18 protein-coding genes are annotated in these 22,097 nt (G+C 48.3%); 16 read left to right on the top strand and 2 right to left on the bottom strand.

The window, feature by feature from the left end; genetic code table 11:
- The first annotated feature begins 115 nt into the window (after positions 1-115).
- The 4 genes from K364_RS25850 (at position 116) to K364_RS24855 (ending at position 10,215) form a co-directional block, all read left to right on the top strand.
- Entirely contained in the window at positions 116-8,635 is an 8,520-nt protein-coding gene (locus K364_RS25850; protein ID WP_242841756.1) for an SNF2-related protein, read from the top strand.
- Between the two features lie 145 nt (positions 8,636-8,780).
- Positions 8,781-9,116 (top strand): plasmid mobilization protein, encoded by a 336-nt coding sequence (locus tag K364_RS0119230; protein WP_028309364.1) that lies wholly within the window; start codon positions 8,781-8,783, stop codon positions 9,114-9,116.
- A gap of 315 nt (positions 9,117-9,431) precedes the next feature.
- Entirely contained in the window at positions 9,432-9,752 is a 321-nt protein-coding gene (locus tag K364_RS0119225) for a nucleotidyltransferase family protein (RefSeq protein ID WP_028309363.1), read from the top strand.
- Complete coding sequence (locus K364_RS24855) at positions 9,745-10,215, top strand: HepT-like ribonuclease domain-containing protein (RefSeq protein WP_084296098.1); 471 nt, start codon at positions 9,745-9,747, stop codon at positions 10,213-10,215. The genes K364_RS0119225 and K364_RS24855 overlap by 8 nt, the downstream gene beginning before the upstream one ends.
- A gap of 140 nt (positions 10,216-10,355) precedes the next feature.
- Here the strand turns inward: K364_RS24855 and K364_RS0119215 are convergent, their stop codons facing one another.
- Positions 10,356-10,670, bottom strand: coding sequence for a helix-turn-helix domain-containing protein (locus K364_RS0119215; RefSeq protein ID WP_028309362.1), 315 nt, complete (start codon positions 10,668-10,670; stop codon positions 10,356-10,358).
- Between the two features lie 147 nt (positions 10,671-10,817).
- Here K364_RS0119215 and K364_RS0119210 point away from each other — a divergent pair, with 147 nt between their 5' ends.
- The 12 genes from K364_RS0119210 to K364_RS24850 all read left to right on the top strand — a co-directional run bounded on the left by K364_RS0119210 (position 10,818) and on the right by K364_RS24850 (position 21,665).
- The gene (locus K364_RS0119210) at positions 10,818-11,291 is read left to right on the top strand and encodes an SLOG family protein (RefSeq protein WP_051534235.1); all 474 of its coding nucleotides are present in this window, start codon (positions 10,818-10,820) and stop codon (positions 11,289-11,291) included.
- A 106-nt stretch (positions 11,292-11,397) separates the two neighbouring features.
- Entirely contained in the window at positions 11,398-11,799 is a 402-nt protein-coding gene (locus K364_RS0119205; protein WP_028309360.1) for a hypothetical protein, read from the top strand.
- Between the two features lie 86 nt (positions 11,800-11,885).
- The gene (locus K364_RS0119200) at positions 11,886-13,286 is read left to right on the top strand and encodes a relaxase/mobilization nuclease domain-containing protein (protein WP_028309359.1); all 1,401 of its coding nucleotides are present in this window, start codon (positions 11,886-11,888) and stop codon (positions 13,284-13,286) included.
- A 316-nt stretch (positions 13,287-13,602) separates the two neighbouring features.
- A complete protein-coding gene (locus K364_RS0119195; RefSeq protein ID WP_028309358.1) occupies positions 13,603-14,508 on the top strand; it encodes a LysR family transcriptional regulator in 906 nt (301 codons plus the stop codon).
- 122 nt (positions 14,509-14,630) lie between these two features.
- Positions 14,631-15,896, top strand: coding sequence for an O-acetylhomoserine aminocarboxypropyltransferase/cysteine synthase family protein (locus K364_RS0119190; protein ID WP_028309357.1), 1,266 nt, complete (start codon positions 14,631-14,633; stop codon positions 15,894-15,896).
- Between the two features lie 183 nt (positions 15,897-16,079).
- Positions 16,080-16,667: a LysE family transporter gene (locus K364_RS0119185; protein ID WP_028309356.1), complete on the top strand. Its 588-nt coding sequence runs from the start codon at positions 16,080-16,082 to the stop codon at positions 16,665-16,667.
- A gap of 535 nt (positions 16,668-17,202) precedes the next feature.
- Complete coding sequence (locus tag K364_RS0119175) at positions 17,203-17,625, top strand: RNA polymerase sigma factor (protein WP_028309355.1); 423 nt, start codon at positions 17,203-17,205, stop codon at positions 17,623-17,625.
- Between the two features lie 502 nt (positions 17,626-18,127).
- A complete protein-coding gene (locus K364_RS0119170; protein ID WP_028309354.1) occupies positions 18,128-18,328 on the top strand; it encodes a hypothetical protein in 201 nt (66 codons plus the stop codon).
- A gap of 145 nt (positions 18,329-18,473) precedes the next feature.
- Positions 18,474-18,737, top strand: coding sequence for a DUF6870 family protein (locus tag K364_RS0119165; RefSeq protein WP_028309353.1), 264 nt, complete (start codon positions 18,474-18,476; stop codon positions 18,735-18,737).
- A 130-nt stretch (positions 18,738-18,867) separates the two neighbouring features.
- On the top strand, positions 18,868-20,565 hold the full coding sequence (locus K364_RS0119160; protein ID WP_028309352.1) for a recombinase family protein: 1,698 nt from the start codon (positions 18,868-18,870) through the stop codon (positions 20,563-20,565).
- Between the two features lie 285 nt (positions 20,566-20,850).
- Positions 20,851-21,420 carry a TetR/AcrR family transcriptional regulator gene (locus K364_RS0119155; RefSeq protein ID WP_028309351.1) on the top strand — a complete coding sequence of 190 codons (570 nt, stop codon included), beginning with the start codon at positions 20,851-20,853 and terminating at the stop codon, positions 21,418-21,420.
- Between the two features lie 23 nt (positions 21,421-21,443).
- Positions 21,444-21,665 (top strand): phasin family protein, encoded by a 222-nt coding sequence (locus K364_RS24850; protein WP_051534234.1) that lies wholly within the window; start codon positions 21,444-21,446, stop codon positions 21,663-21,665.
- 30 nt (positions 21,666-21,695) lie between these two features.
- On the opposite strand, the gene K364_RS26430 is transcribed toward K364_RS24850, so the two are convergent.
- On the bottom strand, positions 21,696-22,055 hold the full coding sequence (locus tag K364_RS26430) for a transposase (RefSeq protein WP_277995617.1): 360 nt from the start codon (positions 22,053-22,055) through the stop codon (positions 21,696-21,698).
- Positions 22,056-22,097 lie beyond the last annotated feature (42 nt).

The raw sequence follows: 22,097 nt of genomic DNA, 5'->3' as shown, positions 1-22,097 counted from the left end.
TTTGCCCAAAAAGGAGCCGGAAGCCGCTGCGGAAACATATTCCCAGGTTGGGAATACGTCCAGTGAACCGAGGCCATCTGCTTCCATTGCCATCCCCCCACTGACCGATACACTGATGGGCTCCTTCCTCTCAACCGTTGAGCTGGACGCAATTCTGCGGGACGGCGGCAACGAGAGAAACAGTATCTTGCATATAGCCGCCTACTTTATGAAGGATAAAACGCCCGCCGAGAACGCGGAATTCCTGGCGCGGGAGTATCGTAAGGGCAGCAAGGGCTTTCAGTTTGGCGATAAGCAGATAGCCGTCTGGTTTGATGAAACCGGCCTGACCCTGGGGCGCGGCAAGTCTGCTCTTCAGGCCCGCGACAGCGTGCATATCACCTGGGAACAGGCCGCTGTCCGTATTCGAGAGCTGCTTGACGCGGGTCAATATGTTGCCCATGACGTATTTGACGAGGCCGTGGACAACGAGCATCATGAGCTTGCCGAACGGCTGCTGTTCTTTTACCGCGACGATCTGCGGGATTTCCGCGAAATGCCGGAAGCCTGGCGTTCCAAAACAGGCGGCTTTCCCGCCGACGCCGCACAAGTGAAGGAACTGCTTCTCGACAAGGGAGAGCTTGGGGAATACAGTCTGATACTGGAACGGCTGGAGGAAGATATTGCGGCCCTCTCTACTGACCAGGACGCGCCCAAACGCCTGTGGCACAGTCCGTCGCGCCTGTTGCAGGATGTACGGGATTTAGGCATTCCACCCCTTTCTTTTCCGGCAGGCGAACCGCCGTCCATAGGCTTCATGCCCTTTATCACCGAGGACGAGGTGGACGCTTATCTTTTACGGGGAGGCTCCTACCAATCGGGAAAATACCGGATATTATCCTACTTCCTGCACAATCACACCCCGAAGGAACGGGCGGATTTCCTGAAAACCGAGTATGGGCAGGGCGGCCAATCCCATGCCCTATCCGGTGCGGACAACAGCTGGGCCGACAGTGAACCGGGAAAAGGCATTATTTTAAAGCGCGGCGGCTTTTCCAATCCCTATGATATCGTCAAGCTTTCCTGGAGCGCCGCGGAGAAGCGGATCGGCAAGCTGATTCAGGACGGGCGGTATATGACCCGCGCCGAGCTTGACCGTATTCCCGAATATGAGAAGGATATGCTGGCCCGGAATGTGACCAATTTCTATTATAACCTGCCCGAGGATATCAAACGGCCATACCCTTCCTCTAATGACATTTGGGACGACGAAGGCAGGCGCGCCGTCCGCGCCATGCTGGACGATCCGGCAAAGGTGGCGGAGCTCCTTACCGCCATGAAGCCCATTCTGGACGGCACCCATCCGGATGACCGGTACTATGCCACAAGACGGACAGGTTTTGAAAACCTCACCGCTTACCAAAACGGAACCTACACCCTGTTTCCCGGCTTGGACGGCCTGACAGCGCCGGAAGCCGCCGCACAACGGCGGACTTCCGAGCCGGTATCCCAGCCCTATGCCCAGCTGTCTCTGTTCGACCTGCCGCAGCCCATTCTGCCAGGCGTGGAGGAACAGCGGGCGGTTATCGAAGAAAACCAGCGGAGCACGGAGCCGTCTGCTCCCTCCAGCACCGAGAGCATTTCACAGGAGGAAATCGACACCCTTTTGCTGGGAGCCGTGGAGACGCCAGAGCAGTATGACCGCATCATCAGGCAGTTCACGGAAAATCCCCGCTCAAAGGAAGCCGCACAGCTTGTCAAAGACATCTATGGCGACGGAGTGTACCTTATGCCTCGCACGGATGGGGCCGAAGGCTATTTAGGTCTGCTGGGAAGCGATACCGGCATCACGCTTTCCAAGGGCGACCCAAAAACCGTCCCCCTGGCCCAGCGGAGGCCCGTCGTATCCCTTGATTTGCCCTGGGTGAAAGTCCACCGGCGTGTCTCCGAGCTTGTGCAGGCGGGGCGCTTTCTGGAAGCCAGAGAGCAGCCCCATGTTTTTTATAGCCCCAAACAGCATATTCCCTACCGTGCGGGAGACGCCATTGACGCGCTTTCCGCCGACAACATCCATGTCCGGCTGGTAATCGACCGGGTAGATAAAGACTATGTGTATTACACTCTGCCCAGCGAACCCGAACAGGAGCCTGTGGAAATGTTCCGCTCCCGGTTTGATGGATATCTGGACGATGGGCGGTACACCGTTTTGCAACCGGATACAACGCTGTCAGAACAGGAAGCAGACCTCACCAAACCAACACCGGGAGAACAAGCTATCTCTATGGAGCCATCACCACCGCATAAGGAGCCGGATGCTGCGGGTGTTCTGTCCCAACCGCAATCGGAGCAGGCACAGGAATCATCGGAGGCCACCGCTCCTGGACGCGTGTATGCCGTGGGGGACACGGTGTATCTGGAAAGCGACAAGCCCTACATCATTGACCGCATCGGAGATTATGATGTCAGCCTGCAAGACCCGTCCTTGCTGTATCCCATCTTCCGTGCGGAAAGCCGGGAAAGATTTGAACAGCTCCTTGCCCGCAATCCGAAGAATAAACCATTTACCGACTATCTGACCGCCGACCTAGACAATGCACACGAAGATTTACGGGATGTGCTGGAGAACGGCCTGCTGGCTGGACCTGACGGGGATGCGCTGGCAAGGCTGTTTCAGGACGGTGCGTCCAATTCCGATATTGTGGACTACCTTTCGCGCACCCTTTCCGGGGAAGCAGAGACAATGACGCTGAATACCGGAGAAACCGCAGACTACTTTGCCCAGGCCGCCGGACTTGTCATTGATGTGCAGAGCAGATTTATTTCCCGGTACAGCTTTGCCTGGGGAGAGATTGCGCCCGTCCTGCGGGGGATTTATGAGCGGGAACCGGAGCTTTTTGGGCGTTCCGGGCAGGAAAAGGAAACTACCCCGCAACAGGTGGAAGCTCAACAACAGCCGGAACCCCAACAGCAAACCAAAGCCCTGCCGGAAACCGGGCCTTCTGCTGCTCCCTCCGATACCCGCAAGCCTGAAAAAGATTTTTTACTGACCCGTGAGGAAATTGCCTATATCCGGGAGCGCTTGCAAAACCCCACCCCCGAGGACATCGCCCGCATTGATGCGATACTGGCGGCTGCGCAGAAAGCTGCCGAACGTGCGGAAAAAGAAGCGGACACACACAGAACGGAGCCGCACGCACCGGCTGAAAACGAACTACCGGAGCATGACCGCCCTTCCCGTGACACTACGGATGAATATATTTCGGCGGAGCCGTCAACTGAATCAAAAGGTGCAACAGTGCTGCCGGACGAGCCGCCCGAGCCCGAAATCATCCAGGCCGATATTGATGCAGCCCTGATCCGGTGGAACGGCAGCCTGGACAGCAAAATACTTGTCTACCAGTATATGCAGGCCAGCCCCCGCGCGCGGGGAACCGCCGCCTTTTTAAGGGAGGAATACGGCGGCGATTTGCCTGCTTTCCTTGTCACCAAGGAGGGCGCGGAGCCGGTAAACCTTTCATGGCCCGTGGTACAGCGCAGTATTGCGCGGCTGATGGAGGAAGAACGCTTTCTGACGCCGGAGGAAGCTGCCTACGCCCAGCGGGAGTATACAGACTTTGCGAACGAGGAGCTGCCGGACATCGACGAGCCGGAACCGGAGCAGAGCCTGCAGCCCATACTGCCGCCGAAAAACTTCCGCATTACCGACGACCATCTTGGCGAAGGCGGCCAGAAAACAAAGTTTGGCTATAACCTTGCAGCCATCCGCACCCTGAAACAGATCGAAGCCGAAGGTCGCCATGCAACTCCCGAGGAACAGGAAACCCTATCCCGCTATGTGGGCTGGGGCGGTATCCCCCAGGCATTCGACGCCGACCGGGACGGCTGGCAGAAGGAGTACGCCGAACTCAAAGAGTTGCTTACGCCCGAAGAATACGACATGGCAAGAGCCTCCACCTTAAACGCCCACTACACTTCTCCAACGGTCATCAAAGCCATCTATGACACGGTGGAACGCCTTGGCTTCAAAACCGGCAACCTGCTGGAGCCGGCCTGCGGTGTGGGCAACTTCTTCGGACTTCTGCCGGAGAGCATGAAAAACGCCCGGCTGTACGGCGTGGAGCTGGACAGCATTACGGGCCGGATCGCAAAGCAGCTTTACCCGAATGCCGATATCCGGGTGACGGGCTATGAACAGACCAACATGCCCGACGCCTTTTTTGACGTATCCGTAAGCAATGTACCCTTTGGCAACTATCCTGTCATGGATAAAAGGTACAAGCAGAACTTCCATGTCCATGACTATTTTTTTGCAAAAACCTTAGACCAGGTGCGCCCGGGAGGTATCGTGGCCTTTGTCACCAGCCGGTACACCATGGACAAGAAAAACCCGGAAGTACGCAAGTATATCGCACAGCGCGCCGAGCTTTTGGGTGCCGTCAGGCTTCCTAACAATGCGTTCGAGGCCAACGCCGGCACCGAAGTCACCACCGACATCCTGTTTTTGCAGCGTCGTGACCGGCTCATGGATATAGAACCTGACTGGGTGCATTTGGGCGTGACGGAGGACGGCATCCCCGTCAACCGCTATTTTGCCGAGCATCCAGAAATGGAGCTGGGTACGATGGAATACGACGATATGATGTACGGCGACCGCAGGGAAACCACCTGCCGCCCCGTTCCCGGAGCCGACCTTGCTCAGCAGCTCCGGGAGGCCCTGTCGAATATCCGGGGGCAGATCACCGAGGCGGAGCTGGACGACATTGAGGGTACTCTGGACGAATCCATCCCGGCAGATCCCAATGTGCGCAATTTCAGCTACACCGTTGTGGATGACCGGGTGTACTACCGCGAAAACTCCGGCATGTACCCCGTGGACCTTCCCGCTGCGACACTTGACCGCATCCGGGGCATGGTGGAACTGAGAAATTGCGTCCATGAGCTGATCGACCTGCAATTGGAGGAGTTTGGCGATAGTGAGATCAAAGCGAAGCAGGCAGAACTGAACCGCCTGTACGACGCCTTTACCGCCGAGTATGGACTGATTAACGCCACAGCCAACAGCCGGGCCTTTTCCGCGGATTCGGCCTACTTTCTCCTTTGTTCCCTTGAAATACTGGACGAGGACGGAAACCTTGCGTGCAAGGCCGATATGTTCACCAAGCGCACCATCAAGCAGAAAACCGTCATCACGTCGGTGGATACGGCAAGCGAGGCGCTGGCGGTATCCATCGGGGAGCGCGCCTGTGTGGATATGGACTTTATGCAGCAGCTGACCGGGTTCTCCAAAGAAAGGCTGATATCCGACCTGGAGGGCATCATATTCCGTGATTTAGGAGAGCAGCCGCCCGAGAGCGTACCGAAAGCCTTTTATGATCTGGATAAGCTGCCCTTTGTCACCGCCGATGAGTATCTTTCCGGCGATGTGCGGAGCAAGCTGCGTCTTGCCAGAGCTTTAGCCGAAATGCGCCCCGACCTTGCACCACAGCTTGCCCCCAATATTGAAGCGCTGGAAAAAGCCCAGCCCAAAGACCTGGATGCTTCCGAAATTTCCGTCCGTCTCGGTTCCACCTGGGTGGATAAGGAATACGTCCAGCAGTTCATGTTTGAGCTGTTGCAGCCCTCCTACAACCTACGCAATAATCTGAAAGTCAACTATTTTGAATACACCGGCGAATGGCAGGTGGCGGGCAAAAACCGCATCCCCTACAACAACATCCTGGCCACTGTCACCTACGGCACCGAGCGCATGAACGCTTACCAGATCATTGACGACACGCTGAACCTGCGCGATGTGCGGGTATATGACATCAAGTATGAGGACGGCAAGGAAAAGCGCGTCCTGAACAAAAAGGAAACCACCCTCGCCCAGCAGAAGCAGGAAGCCATCAAGCAGGCGTTCAAGGAGTGGATATGGAAAGACCCGAAGCGCAGACAGACCCTTGTAAGACTGTACAACGACCGGTTCAACTCCACAAGGCTCCGGGAATATGACGGCAGCCATATCAATTTTTCCGGCATTTCTCCCGACATTACCCTGCGGACACACCAGATGAATGCCATCGCCCATATCCTCTACGGCGGGAACACCCTGCTGGCCCATGAGGTTGGCGCGGGCAAGACCTATGAGATGGTGGCCGCCGCTATGGAATCCAAGCGGCTGGGGCTCTGCCAGAAGAGCCTGTTTGCCGTACCCAATCACCTCACAGAGCAGTGGGCGTCGGAATTTCTGCGGCTGTACCCTTCGGCCAACATCCTTGTGGCAACGAAAAAAGATTTTGAAATGCGAAACCGCAAGAAATTCTGCGCAAAAATCTCCACCGGCGATTATGACGCGGTAATCATAGGCCACAGCCAGCTTGAGAAAATCCCCATGTCCGTAGAGCGGCAGGAACGTCTTCTTAGGGAACAGATTTGGGAGGTCATGGAGGGCATTGATGAGTTAAAGCGCTCCCGTGGTGAGAACTTCTCCATCAAGCAGCTGGAAAAGACCCGCAAATCCCTGGAAGCACGGCTGAAAAACCTGCTGGAGGGGAAGCGCCGGGACGATGTGGTCACCTTTGAGCAGCTGGGTGTTGACCGGCTGTTCATAGATGAAAGCCATTTTTTCAAAAACCTCTTTTTATACACCAAAATGCGCAACGTGGCGGGACTATCCACCTCCGACGCGCAGAAATCCTCCGACCTGTTTATGAAGTGCCGGTACATGGACGAGTTGACGGGCGGCAAGGGCATCATTTTCGCCACAGGTACGCCCATCAGCAACTCTATGGTCGAAATGTATACCATCCAACGGTATCTGCAATATGACCTGCTGGTAAAAAAGAACCTGACCCATTTTGATGCCTGGGCGTCCACCTTCGGGGAAACAGTGACGGCCATTGAACTGGCCCCGGAGGGCACCGGCTACCGGGCGCGGACGCGGTTTTCCAAGTTCCACAACCTGCCTGAGCTTATGGCCATGTTCAAGGAAGTGGCGGATGTCAAAACTGCCGATACGCTGGACCTGCCAAGGCCAAAGGCCAACTATGAAACCGTGGTGGTCAAGCCCACTGAATTGCAGAAGGAAATGGTCAAGGAGCTTTCCGACCGGGCCGCTGCTGTCCATGCCAACCTGGTTGACCCTACCGTGGACAACATGCTGAAAATAACGTCGGACGGGCGTAAAATCGGCCTTGACCAGCGGTTGATGAACCCCATGCTGCCCGACGATGAAAGCAGCAAGGTCAATGCCTGCGCGGAAAACATATACCGGATATGGCAGGAAACCAAAGCCGACCGTCTGGCCCAGCTTGCCTTCTGCGACTTCTCTACCCCCAACAAGGACGGGCGTTTCAATGTCTATGACGATATCCGCGACAAGCTGATCGCCAAAGGCATACCGGAGGATGAAATCGCCTTTATCCACGACGCCAACACCGAGGACCGCAAAAAGGAGCTGTTCGCCAAGGTACGGCAGGGTAAGGTGCGCATCCTGTTCGGTTCCACCTTCAAAATGGGGGCCGGAACCAATGTGCAGGACCTCTTAATCGCCCTCCACGACCTCGATTGCCCCTGGAGGCCCTCTGATCTGGAGCAGCGCGCCGGTCGTATCGTCCGGCAGGGCAACTCAAACCCCGAAGTCTATATTTACCGCTATGCTACCGAAGGGACATTCGACGCCTACCTCTGGCAGACAGTGGAAAACAAGCAGAAGTTTATCTCGCAGATCATGACTAGCAAATCTCCTGTCCGTGCCTGTGAGGACGTGGACGAAACCGCACTGTCTTATGCGGAAATCAAGGCGCTTTGTGCCGGAAACCCACTCATCAAAGAGAAAATCGACCTGGACATTGAAGTGGCGCGTCTGCGCCTGCTCCGGGCTGACCATCAAAGCCAGCATTACCGGCTGGAGGACAATTTACTGAAATACTACCCCGAAAACATCGAAGCCGCCAAGAGCCGGATTGCAGGCGCGGAAAAGGACATGTCACGGTATATGGAAAACCTGCCGAAAGCCCCTGACGCACAGACAGAAGCCTCAGATGCTCCCGAAACAGGTGCATCCGAGGTCGGTTCCCATGCAGCACCGTCCTTTCCTACCATGACAGTGCTGGGTGTAGAGTATACGGAAAAGGAGCCTGCGGCAAAGGCTTTGCTGGAAGCCTGTAAGACGGTTGTAGGAAAAGAACCGGCGAAGATCGGCTCCTACCTGGGCTTTGACATGAGCCTTTCCTTTGACAGCTTCTACAAAAAGTTCAATCTGACCCTCAAGGGAGATTTGAGCTATTCCGTGGAGTTGGGTATGGACACCTTCGGCAACATGACCCGTATCAACAATGCCCTGCGGGTAGATATTCCGGAAAGGCTGGAGACCTCTAAAAACCAGCTTGAAAACCTCTACCAGCAGGTGGAGGATGCAAAAAGAGAGCTGAAAAAACCCTTCGCACAGGAACGGGAACTGGCCGAAAAAGAAGCGCGCCTGGCCTTCCTCAATGCTCAGCTGAACATCGACAGCGGGCCGGAGCGCGTTATGGAAATGACGGAATCTGACCTGCCCCATCTGGCCTATGCCAAAAGCGCAAAGCCGTCCATTCTGGAAAATCTGCGTTCCGGTACATCTGGCGGCAAGTTAAAGGTTTTGTCTGATAAACTAAAAAACCATGACGTTACCCTATAGGAGGGATGCTGATCTGACTATATAAAATGGTTCTCCATCGTCAAAATAGCCGCCTGTGCGCTTTCTTGCGCCGGGCGGCAATCTCTTTTTATATCCAAAAACAAAAATACATTCACGAAAAGAATAGAAAGGCGGTGTTCTACCCATGCCGGAGAGAAGCAAAAACATCAACTTGCATTTTATGGTCAATGAGCAGGAACGCGACATGATTAAGAGAAAAATGGAACTGGCAGGTATCCGCAATATGAGAGCCTATCTTTTAAAAATGGCCGTGGATGGTTACGTGGTGCAGCTTGATCTGTCAGAGGTGCAGGAAATGGTGACCCTGCTGCGAACCGCGACCAACAACATGAACCAGATTGCCCGCCGTACTAATGAAACAGGAAACTTGTACGCTGCTGATATTGAAGATTTGCGCGGACATTATAACCGGCTTTGGGAACAGACAAACGGGATTCTCAGAAAGTTATCCGAGCTATAGCATATAAAATGAGGGAAAATGGCATATTTCCAACATGGGAATATGTCGCTTTCTCCGTGTTTCATTCTTCTGTATTCTCACATAATTCATTTGTTTATTTATTATCTATCAACCTTCCCATTATTTCTTTCATTGGAGCTCCGTCAAATTGCAATAGTAAAAATACAGATTTTGGTGTATAATATAATGAAAAGGGATTGCAATTTCGGCCATTGATAGCATAAAGGTTGTTCCAGACATCCAGTGTGAGATACCGCAAACAAGCATTAAAACATATATCGCAGCGCGTAGCATGGAGAAAGTGAGGTGAGGCGCATGATTTATTCCATAGACGAATTGAGAAAGAGGATAGCGCCGGTGGCGGAGAAATACAACCTGCGCGCCGTGTACCTCTTTGGTTCCTATGCCCGGAACGAAGCGACGGAAAGCAGTGATGTAGACGTGCTGGTTGATCGGATGGGTTCCAAAGTGAAAAGCCTGTTTGACATGGGCGGTTTGTACAACGACTTGTGCGACAGCATCGGAAAGGAAGTTGATTTAATTACAACACAGACTTTAGAGCAGGAAAGTACCCAGCAGCGGACGCCATGGTTCGTTGAAAATGTACGAACGGAGATGATAAAGATTTATGAATAGCGGAGACCGACAGAGGATATTGCATATCCAAAACTATTGCCGGGACATCGCGGGCTTTATCCAGAGATTTGGAAAGGACTATCAGTTGTTTATACAGGATAGGGCGTATTTCAATGCAGTATCCATGTGCATTTTGCAGATTGGGGAATTGGCAAACGGCCTTTCGGTTGAGTTTCGCGAGGAAACCAAAGAGCAGATGCAATGGGGTCTGATACGCGGAATGCGGAACTGGCTGGCGCACGCTTACACCGAGATGGATGAAAACGTCATTTGGGAAACAGCGACAAACAGCATACCGGGGCTTTTACACTTTTGTGAGAGGGTGATTGCACAGGAACACGGAAAAGATATGCCGCCTGTGGAAAAACCATCTATCCTTCAGCAGCTTGCCGAGGGCAAAAAGGCGGTCGAAACTCCTGGCTCTGAATCCCAAAATAAGAAAAGCATCGACCCGGAACGTTAGCGAACTAAATAACTGCAGACCGGAAAAGGCGGCTCATGAGAAATCGTGAGCCGCCTTTTCCGGTCAGTTTTCCATTACTCAGAGGGCACAATGTACTCCCAAGTAAAATATTCAATCGTTCAAGCTTCTTATCCAACCCTTTATTTCTTTCCTTGAAGCTCCCGTACAAAGTTCAGCAGATTTTCAAGCGCTTTGTTGTTCAGCGGTTTCAGCTCCGTGATCAGTTCATTGAGCAGTGCGGGATTTGTAGTGCCTTCGTCAAAAAAATCCTTTGGTGTCACCTTCAGGTACTCGCAGATGCACAAAAAATTCTGTATGGACGGCATGGCTTTTCTGTTTTCAATATTGTTAATATAGTTGTCGGCCTGTCCCATCGACAGGCTCATGTCCCGCGCCGATACACCCATCTGTGTCCGCAGCTGCGCCAGCCTTTCCGGTATATAACTTTCATCCATTGGTATCAACCTCCTTGCAATAGATTTTACTCTATAAAAGGAGCGATTTTGCCAATTGTGAGAGAGTATTATAATTGACATAATAGATATAAGCTACTATATTTGTAAATGTACGAAATCATATTTAGTACGGAAAGGATGAAGGACATGAAAACAGTATGTGTTACAGGGCCTCGGGAGATACCCAAAAATAAAATCGAGTACGTCAGGCAGGAGCTTCAACGTGAAATCGAGAAGGCCATTGCGGACGGATTTACCAGATTCCTCAGCAGTATGTCAAATAACGTGGATTTGGACTTTGCCGCTATTGTTGCGGAAAAAAAGAAACAATATCCCGATCTGTATGTGGAGGCGGTTATCCCTTACTCCGATCGGATAAAATCCAAAGATAGGCGGTTCCAAGAGTTGATGCCTCAGTGCAGCGGTGTCAAAGTAATCAGCCACGAACGAGACCGGGATTGCTACTTCGCCAGAAATCGTTATTTAGTCGAGAAATCGGAAAGAGTCATTGCGGTTTCAGACGGAAAACAAAAAAGCGATGCTGCACAGACCCTCCGGATGGCGGCGGCAAAGGGACTGGAACTGCGCATCATTGATATCTCGGACGAGCAGATTGAATAAAAAATTAAAAAATCAGAAAGCAATTTTTCTGCAGAACTGCCATCTTCCTTTTTATTGTGGAAACAGATCGACCTTGATGGTATAATAATCCAAAAGGAGGGGTGTTATGGGAATTTTAGCGGCGGCGGGCTTTGAACTGCTGATCGGCGCAGCGGTTGGCATTGTAATCTTTATCATTGGCCTTTTTCTCAAACAGATTATTGTTTTTGACAGTATTGCACTCGGCGTTATTGCAGGCTTCGCAGCACATGGTGTGCTGCACGTTCACATGGTGCTGGCGATTGTAATCGGAATTGCGGTTTTTGGAATTCTGCTCGGGCTGCAAATGACAAAGCCGGGCTTTTGGATTATTGGCATCCTGCTATCCATCCTTTGGGGTTTTATTTTTGGGGCTGTGGCATGGAGCATCACAGAACGCAACCTCTTTTGGACATACTGCATCTGGATAGTCGGTGCGTTGGTTATCCTGCTGCTGCACCTATGGTCAAGGAAGAACATGGACATATAACCGTAAAAAAATCATATGAAAAAAGAGGCGCTTGTTTCCGATTTGATCGGTATCGAGCGCTTCTTTTTTTAGAAAGGAGGGCTCCTATGGCAACCACCTATTTCAGACCCCGGCATATCGACAAAGGCAGGAGTATATTGGCGACATTGAAGAAAAGTCTCGACTATGGAAAGAACCCAAAAAAGACGCGGGACGGCTTGCTGATTTCCACGTATATGTGCGATCCTGCAACGGCTGACGCCGAGTTTCTGCTTGCCAAACGCCAGTATTATTATATTACCGGACGGGAACAGAAACGGGACAGAAATATTCTTCTTTACCAGATCAGACAGGCTTTCAAGCCGGGGGAAATTTCACCCGAAGAAGCGAACCGGATCGGCTATGAGCTTGCCATGCGTTTTACCAAAGGCCGCCATGCCTTTATCGTAACAACCCATGAGGATAAACACCATATCCATTCGCATATTTACTTCAATTCCACCACCCTGGACTGCACGGGAAAGTTTGATGATTTTCTTCATTCCGGTCGGGCCATTCGCAGGTTAAGCGATACAATCTGCATTGAGAACGGACTGTCTATTGTTGAAAATCCGAAGCCGAGTAAGGGAAATTACGGAACGTGGCTGGGTGATGAAAAGCCTCCTTCCTTTCAGGAAAAATTGCGCCGGGCCATCGACGCCGCACTGGAGAAAAAGCCCTCCGATTTTGAAGCGTTTCTTTCTCTCATGGAAGCATCGGGATATGCGGTCAAGCGTGGTAAGCACATTAAGTTTACCGGCCCCGGGCAGAAACGTGGAACCCGGTGTGATACCTTAAAAGGTGACTACACCGAGCAAGCAATCCGGGAACGGATCGAAGGTATCCGCATGGTGGTTTCCGGCGGCGGCAGCGCCTTTGAGCCAGCTACGGCAAAGGTTAATCTGCTGATTGATATTCAAGCAAAAATCCAGGCAGGAAAAGGCTACGGCTACGAACGTTGGGCAAAGATTTTCAACCTGAAACAGGCAGCGCAGACGTTAATCTTTTTACAGGAAAACGGCCTAACCGAATATGCCGCTCTGGAGAAAAAAGCGGCAGAAACGACCGCAGCTTTTAACGCTCTTTCCGAAAAAATTAAACAGGTAGAAACCCGCATGAAGGAAATTTCTGAGCTGCAAAAACATATCTCAAATTACAGCCGGACACGGGAAGTTTATGTTCAATACCGCAAGGCTGGCTATAGCAAAAAATTCCTTGCTGAACATGAGGGAGAAATCATTTTACATCAGTCGGCAAAGAAAGCATTTGATGCTTTGGGGCTTAAAAAACTTCCCTCCATCAATACGCTCAAACAGGAATACGCCGCGCTCCTTGCCGAGAAGAAAAAGCTCTATCAGGGCTACCGTCAGGCCAGGGAAAATATGAAAAATCTGCTGACGGTGAAAGAAAATACAGACCGGCTTTTACGCTATTCTCCATCCGCGCCGGAGCAAGAAAATTTGCGGTGATAGGCTTCCCCTCATCTTCCCTTTTCCAGCATGTAAAAAGCGTCCAGGTCGGGACGCGCAGCAGCGCCGCAGGCGCTTAACAGACGACGCGAAAGCGGAGGTCTGACGGGGATTGGGGCAGCGCACCAACAAGCAGAGCGGAGCCAGTCCGACCGGAGGGAGGAATGAGTGCAGCGTGCCTTTGTGGACACAAAGGCCCTGCTTGCCGTTTTGTGTAGCCCTGTAAACCGTTTTGTGTAGACGTGTAGCCCTGTAAATTGACTTTTACACCATATTCATATAAAGTATAATCAAAAGAATTAAGGGGGTGTTGACAATAACTCTACAACAACTAAAATACGTTTTATCCGTGGCTGAAAAAGGTTCTATCTGTGAAGCCGCCAAAGCTCTTTTTATTTCACAACCTAGCCTCTCTAATGCCATAAAAGATTTGGAAAATGAACTAAAGCTTTCTCTTTTTGTAAGAACTAATCGAGGTATTACGCTAACAAACGACGGTGCAGAGTTTTTAGGATATGCCAGGCAGGTTATCCAACAGACAGACATGTTAGAAGAAAAATATCTGACAGGCACTCCTGCAAAACAGCGATTCTGCATTTCAACGCAACATTATACATTTGCTGCAAATGCTTTTGTTGAACTAGTTAAAGAGTTTGGTGGAGCGGAATATGAGTTTACTATCCGAGAAACAAAAACCTTTGAAATAATTGAAGATGTTAAATTGTTACACAGCGAGCTTGGCATTATTTATCTGAGTGAATATAACGAAACCGTTATACGCAAGATACTTGACGAGTCTTCCATTGAATTTTATCCGCTATTCACCGTAAAACCACATGTATTTCTTTACAAAGCTCATCCACTTGCAGGCTTAGGTTTAATCAATTTAGAAGATTTAGACGAATATCCCTGTCTATCTTTTGAGCAAGGTGCATATAGTTCATTCTACTTTTCGGAAGAAATATTAAGCACCCGTAACGTAAAAAAGAGTATTCGGGTAAGCGACCGAGCAGCAATCGTGAATTTTTTGATCGGATTAAACGCCTATACTATATCAACGGGAATATTTCCCAAATATCTACATGGTGAAGACATCGTTTCTATTCCTTTAAACATTAATGAACAGATTAGGGTCGGCGTACTAAAACATAAGGATTTGACGTTAACCCATTTAGGCGAAATCTACTGGGATGCCCTTAAAAATATTGCCAAGCAAATATAATATGAGATTTTTGCAAATATGGCCTTATATAGCTTTTAGCTATGTCAGGCCATATTTTATTGGTATTATTTATGGCGAGAAAATTGTGTTATGATTAAATAAAACAAAAGGAAGATGAATTTATGAGAGACGAAACCAAATGTTTACATGCAGGATATACGCCGCAAAACGCGGAACCACGCGTTTTGCCAATTATTCAAAGTACAACTTATGTATATGATTCCACAGAAGAAGTCGCCGCAGTTTTTGATGACCCAATGAAAAGTCTGATTTACTCCCGGTTTGGAAATCCGACTGTAATGGCGGTAGAACGTAAAATTGCTGATTTAGAGGGCGGTATTGGAGCTTTATGTACAACATCAGGGCAAGCGGCACTCTTATTATCTATTCTGAATATCTGTTCTGCCGGGGATAGTATTATCAGTGTTCCTGAAATTTATGGCGGAAGCATAAACCTGTTTTCTTTCACACTCAAACGGTTAGGCATTGAGTGTATTTACGTCAAACAGGACGCAAGTGATGAAGAATTTCATGCGGCTTTTTGCCCAAATACTAAGGCAGTTTTTGGAGAAACACTGGCAAATCCTGCATTAACTGTACTGGACATTGAGAGACTTGCTCAGATTGCTCATGCACATCATGTGCCGCTTATTGTGGATAATACTTTTGCAACTCCTATTTTGTGCAAGCCGTTTGAGTTTGGTGCGGATATTGTCGTGCATTCCACAAGTAAATATATGGACGGTCACGCGGTACAAGTCGGGGGCGCTATTGTAGACAGTGGAAATTTTGACTGGAACTCTGGAAACTTCCCTGACTTAACCGGGCCTGACGAATCCTATCACGGAATTTCCTATACAGAAACCTATGGAAAAAGCGCCTATATCATAAAAGCAAGAATGCAGCTTATGAGAGATTTCGGCGTATACCCTGCCGCCCATTCTGCCTTTCTGCTCAACATGGGTCTGGAAACCCTTGCAATTCGTATGAAACAATACTGTGAAAATGCAATGAAGGTTGCTCACTATCTGGAAAGCTCCGATTATGTGGAAAAGGTAATATATCCGGGTTTGGAAAGCAATGCTTCCTATACTTTGGCTCAAAAATATCTAAAAGGTGCAAGTGGTGTCATCTCTTTTGTGATTAAAGGCGGTAAAGAAAAAGCAATTCGATTTATGAATTCTTTACTTTTGGCATCAAATGAAGTACATGTTGCCGATATTCGCACCTGTGTTTTGCATCCGGCAAGTGAAACACACAGGCAATTAACTGATGAACAGCTACAGGATGCGGGTATCCATCCGGGAATGGTACGGCTTTCTGTTGGGCTGGAAAATGTAGACGATATTATTGAGGATTTAAATACTGGCTTTATATCTATACAGTGAGAATTGACTATTATAGAAGAGTATATAACTTTGCGACAGCGCTTTTATAAAAGAAACAGAGGCGTCTGAATAATACTATGCCAACCAAAGGTGTGAAAAAAATAGTTGGTTTATGCGTGTTTTTGAAAGACTATTGAACCATACCACTTAAAATAAGGCGCAAAAAGAAAGGATATTTATGGTATGGATATACAAACAATCTCTAGTTTTATTATTTATGCAATTATAAATGCTTTCACACCAGGTCCCGGCAACTTGCTCGCCCTTAATACTATAGTGCGTGTAGGTTGGAAAAAAGGAAAAAACTTATTGTTGGGTATTTTTACGGGATATTACGCTGTACAAGTTTTGTGTGCCATATTAGTGTATGGGATGCAAAGATTTTTAAATCCTGTTATAGCCATAATGAAATATGTTGGCGCCGCCTACATCTTATGGCTTGCAATACATATTTTGTTAAGCAAACCAGACTTAAACGGAATGAGCAGCAAGCCGTCCTTTTGGACTGGGTTCGTTCTGCAATTTGTCAATGTGAAAATTTATTTATTTGGAATTACAGCATTAACAGGATATGTATTGCCTTTCTATTCGCTTTTTGGTGCGTTACTGTTATTTGAAATAGTTATTGCGACAATTGGTACTATTGCGACTTTGACTTGGGCCACTTTAGGCGGCGTATTTCAAAGAACATATATAAAACATTACCGTATTATCAATATTATTCTGGCTCTGGCTTTATTGGAATGTGTTGTTAGTTTGCTATTACTGTAACCAACTTTACTATAACAAAAGCAAAGTGTTCATATCAACAATATAAACGATCTTTCTAACACGTTTTAGTACAAAATAGTGCACTAATATTTTAAAGGGTATTCTATTGGCCGATAGATTGAAATTTTAAAATTACTGCCAATCTAAAATTGGTAGGAATTAAATGCGCGCTTTTAAGGGCCTTCCAATGCCAGTTATGCGATTGGAGGGCTTTTATGCGCGCAAAAACCTTGCTCTGGCTAACGGAGGGGCCGCCAAGTAAACATGGCGGCTGGATGTAGCCGCAGTTCCCTTCTTTAAAAAATTAAAAAAAGCAATAAAAATTTCACGTGCGCTTTGCACACATTTTTCATTCGACACCTTTCGGGCTTATCCCCGTAAAGGTGTTTTTTGCGCCCTTTTTTGACCGTTTCTTTGTCGGACAAGCTCCGATACCACTTCGGGCCACCTTGGCCCGAAGTCCAGTTTCGATGCCGCTCCCCGCCGCCTCCATTTAGATTCGCCATCACCAAAAATCGAAATGGAGGAAAGCCATATGGCAAAGATCAATCTGCGGGATTATTACCCGTTTTACAATGCTGACCTTTTTATTGATATACCCGATGAAGTGGCGGCTACCTTAACAGAAGCCAAACGACTAGAGCGAAACTATATCCGCCGTATGTTCTGGAACAAAGCTCAATATTCGCTTGATGCGGGCGACGGTATTGAGCATGACGCGCTTTTTGTTTCTCTCTCCCCCTGCGAGGTTTATGAGCGCAAGGTAACGGCGCAGGAACTCCATGCCGCTCTCGATGCGCTCCCCAACAAACAGGGCCGGAGGGTTTATGCCCATTACATACTTGGCATGAGCAAAACCGAAATTGCGCGTACCGAGGGTGTGAGTGAAAAGAATGTGCGTCAATCCATAAACCGCGCTCTTCGCAGCATGGAAATATTCTTGAAAAACCGTTTGTGATACGGGTCGATTTTGCATCAAAAATCTCATGGTTATTGAGAGAGGAATTTACTTCGGGCTACGTTGGCCCAAAGTCGGGACTTCTCCCGTGCTGTTTGAAAACTGAATAAAAAGATACCCGGATACGAAGGGTGTGTGTGCCAAGTGACAGGCCCGCCATGACCTCCATTGCCAGAGAATGGGGAGAGCGACAAGGCCCATGCCACAGGCGGGTCGAAACTGGCCCCGCCAAATAAAGCACACAAGCCTTGACACTTGCGTTCAGTCACAGTCCGAGCGTTGAAGCGGCCATTAGGCCGTGAGCCGTCGCAGGCAATGAGGACGCCTCGCCATCAGAATGGGGAGAGGTGAAAATCCTATGGGGTGGATAAGCCGCCGCCCGTCTGGGTTATCTGTTTTGAAGAATATCATCAGGAGGAGGCCGCGCCGGGCCTTACTGTCTTACGACAGGCCGACGCTTTCCGGCGCGGCGCTCCGCCTATTTTACAATAGGAGAATCGAAATGGAAAAAGACATGATTTTAGATATGATGCTGACCGAGCGATGGAGCAACAACGCTTGCCGAGGCTATGTCATATGGACTATGGAAAACTGCGGCTTCAAACCTGATGATATTCAGCGCGTAGTGATGGAGTTGTATGAGGTTTTTGATTTCAAGTCCATCGAAGAAGCCGACGAGCATTACCGTAACAGTCCCTATTGACTTCGGGCCGACTTGGACTGAAGTGTGAGGCAAGATCAAAGGCCAGCATTTGCAATTTGCAAAGTGCTGGCTTTTCGTGTTTCCTCACAGGACAATCAGGAAACTAAACATATATTTTATGGCTTTGAAAAGGAGGCGCAGAGTGATGTTGAATCAAGAAGAAATCAACATAATGCAAAGCGTAGATATTGCCACAGTAGATAAAGCGCAGTTAGCAGATGTTAGCGGCATAACATTTGACAACAGCCTGTCAAAAGGAGAACGCGCCGCTCGGATTTTGGCACAGGTGAAAAATCCTTATTGCTTCCGTCTTGGGGATACAGCGGTAAAAATTGAGTTTTCAGATGATGGGCCACCCCTGCAAGATATGATTGCCAATTTTCTGATACGGCAAAAAAGTGGTCTATAACAGGCCGCCCCCACTTCGGGCCAACATGGCCCAAAGTAGCATAAACACGCTGTTTTAGCGGCTCGACTACATTGTTCGCATTATGCCCAAATGGTATAATATAGGTGTAATGTGATAGGAAGGAGGATACATGGCACGCACAAAAAACAGGGGAACAAATATCGCCGTTTCCCTATTCTCAAAACAAACTCCCAAATGGCGGTTAGGAAAATATCTAAGGCTTTCCAAAGACGATTTCAAGCGTGGCAATGCTAAGGACAAAGATAAGGAAGTTAGCGACAGCATAGAAAATCAACGGAAAATACTCAACGAGTTTGAGCAGATGAACGTGGATGAATTTGAATGGTCGGAAGAATACAAAGACGATGGCTTTACCGGAACAGACGCCGACCGCGATGATTTTCAAAGACTATTGTCCGACATTCGCACTGGGAAAATCAACTGCGTGATTATCAAAGACCTTTCGCGCCTTTCCCGCGACTATGTTGAAGCGGGCATCCTGATTGACAGGCTGTTTGTGCAGATGAATGTACGGTTTATCAGCCTGCATGAACGGATAGACAGCTACAATGACCCGGAGAGCGTTTCCAGTATGGTTGTTCCGATAACAAACGTGATGAACGACCAATACTGCTATCAGACCTCAAAGAAAATCCGGCAGGTGTTTGACTACAAAAAGCGTAACGGTGAGTTTATCGGCTCCTACGCTCCCTATGGCTACATCAAAGATCCCAACGACAAACACGCCTTGCTTGTAGACCGTGAAGCCGCCGAAGTGGTAAAACAGATTTTTGCCATGTTTCTAAACGGTATGGCGGTTAGGGCAATCGTAAACCATCTGAACGACCACGGCGCTATGTGTCCGTCCCTTTACAAGCAGAGCCAGGGCCTAAAGTACAGTTGCCCCAACGGACAGGCAAAGCCGATGTGGAGTACCATAACAGTCACCAACATGCTGAAAAATCCTGTTTATGTCGGGGATATGGCGCAAGGCCGAAACCGTGTCAAAAGCTACAAGATACACAAAATCGAGGCCGTACCCGAAGAAGATTGGATTGTCGTTCAGAATACCCATGAGCCGCTTGTTGACCGGGAAGCCTTTGAAAAGGTTAAGCAACTGTTAAAGCGCGATACCCGTACCGCGCCAAAGCAAAAGCAACTATACTTGTTCAGCGGCTTTCTCCGCTGTGCGGATTGCGGCAGGGCAATGTCACGGATAGCAAGTAAAGAACTGTATGTTTACTATCAATGCGGCACATACAAGAGCCTTTCAAAAAAAGCCTGCACCATGCACTCGATTAAAAGTACAAGGCTTGAAGCGGCTACGTTGTACGCCATTCAGCAACAGGTACACCTTGCGGTCAGCTACTCCGCTATCGTTTCCCAAATCAATATGGCCCCGCTTAAAAAAAGCCAGTCTGTGCGGCTTGAACAGCTGATTTCCGCAAAAGAAAAGGAGCTTGCCAAAATCATGCGATACAAGCAAGGGCTTTATCAGGACTGGAAAGACGGTGTCATTACGCACAATGATTACCGCCACATGAGCGAAGATTACGAGCGGCAAAATGAGGCCATCAGTGAGGTCATTGCCAATCTGAAAAAAGAGCGGGACGAACTGGAAAACGGCATAGACGTTGAAAATCCGTTTTTGACTACTTTCCGAAAATATGAGAACATCGACAAGTTGACAAGGGAAATACTGATTGAACTGGTTGACCATATCAAGGTATACGAGGGCGGCGACATTAGCATACGGTTTAAGTTTGCCGACGAGCTACGCCGCATTATCGAATACATTGAAGTCAACTCGCATTTGCAGGTGGTATAACCCCACCGCTTCAACAGTTTGTTGGTTTTCCTAATATATAACGCTCATATTGTAATCAGTTGGAGAAAATATACATTTTGGAAAACAGCCGTGCGAAATGCTTAAAATGTGATAATGAATTTAATATTTCTTTCAGGATGCACATTGATTAAATTGAACAAGGTTCTTTAGCATTGAAAACTAATGAATATCACTAATTGACAAAGTAGAAAAAGTGTAATATAATAAAACAAATTGGTCGGATGTCCGAATTAACAAGTAAGGAGCTATGCCATGAATAACGAAATGGAAAAAGCGAACCAATCCCAAAAAATATTACTTGCTGCATTTGAGTGTATTTCATCAAAAGGTTATGCAAATGTATCATTACGAGATATTGCCGATGAAGCAGGGGTGGTTCTAAGCCAGCTTAACTACTACTATAAAAATAAGGAGGGGTTGTTTACAGAGGTAATAAATATGATGATGCAGAAGTATCTGCAGGAAGTAGAAAGTCATTTAAGTAAAGGAACCACTGCCAAAGAAAAAATATTATCACTTATTATGTATTTTCAGGAAATGCTAGACGAAAATCCTAAGCTTTTCAGACTATTGTATGACTTTACCAGTATGGCACTCTGGTCCGCTTCATTTGGTAAACTGCTCCGCAGCCTGTTTGAAGATTTAGCAAACTTAATAGAAAAGCATGTCCTGAATAATATACCTGCAAAAAGCAATTTACGGGGCTATACCCCTAAATCCATCGCCCGAATGCTTTTTGGTGCGATGTTTGGAACTGCCATACAGGTCATTTTAGACCCTCAAGAAAAAAAACTGCCTGAAGCGTTAAGGGCAATCGAATTAGTATTTGAGTAAAAATATGAAAGGAGACATCATTTATGTCAAATCTGTTAGAAAAGTCATTCAATATGGGGTTAGGGCTCTTTGCATACTCAAGAGAAAAAATTGAGAATATGGTGGATGAGCTTGTTAACAAAGGCGAAGTTGCCAGAAAAGATGCACAGGGGTTTGTCAGCGACCTTGTAAAAAAAGGTGAGGAACAGCGGGAAGAATTAAAGAAAATAATCAGGGATGAAATCAAAGATGGCTCTTGCTCATAAGCGTGGGTAATATTGCAATTTCTGTGTATTTTAGCCTGGCAAAACCATGTACGCATTGAGCAAGAAAATGCCTGCTCTGCCCGAACTTCTTCGGTGGATTGCTTTGATCCTGCTGTTGACTCCTTCCATGGGGCCATTGCTTATCTCGCCATAAATTAAGCTGTTTTTTACAGCTTCATAATCATCGGACAGTCCCTTCACATATTGCGCCAAAGCGTCGACATCGCTTTCACTGTATGTATGAATCAGCATATCAAGCGCACCGACATCACGGGAGTCGAATACGTTATACACGTCTTTAAGGAATTGGATGAGAATCAGGATTATCGGGTACATCTCTATTGCTTTATGGAAGAGTTGGTTTTTTTTTAGGTTTTTCCTTTTCCTCAGGTATTTCCTTTTCAGGCCCCAAAATCAGTTCGGTCACTTTTG

It is taken from the genome of Desulfitibacter alkalitolerans DSM 16504 (assembly GCF_000620305.1).
GTDB classification, from domain to species: Bacteria; Bacillota; DSM-16504; order Desulfitibacterales; family Desulfitibacteraceae; genus Desulfitibacter; species Desulfitibacter alkalitolerans.
The sequence above is the reverse complement of the archived record's forward strand: the minus strand, read 5'-3'. Positions and strand labels throughout refer to the sequence as shown.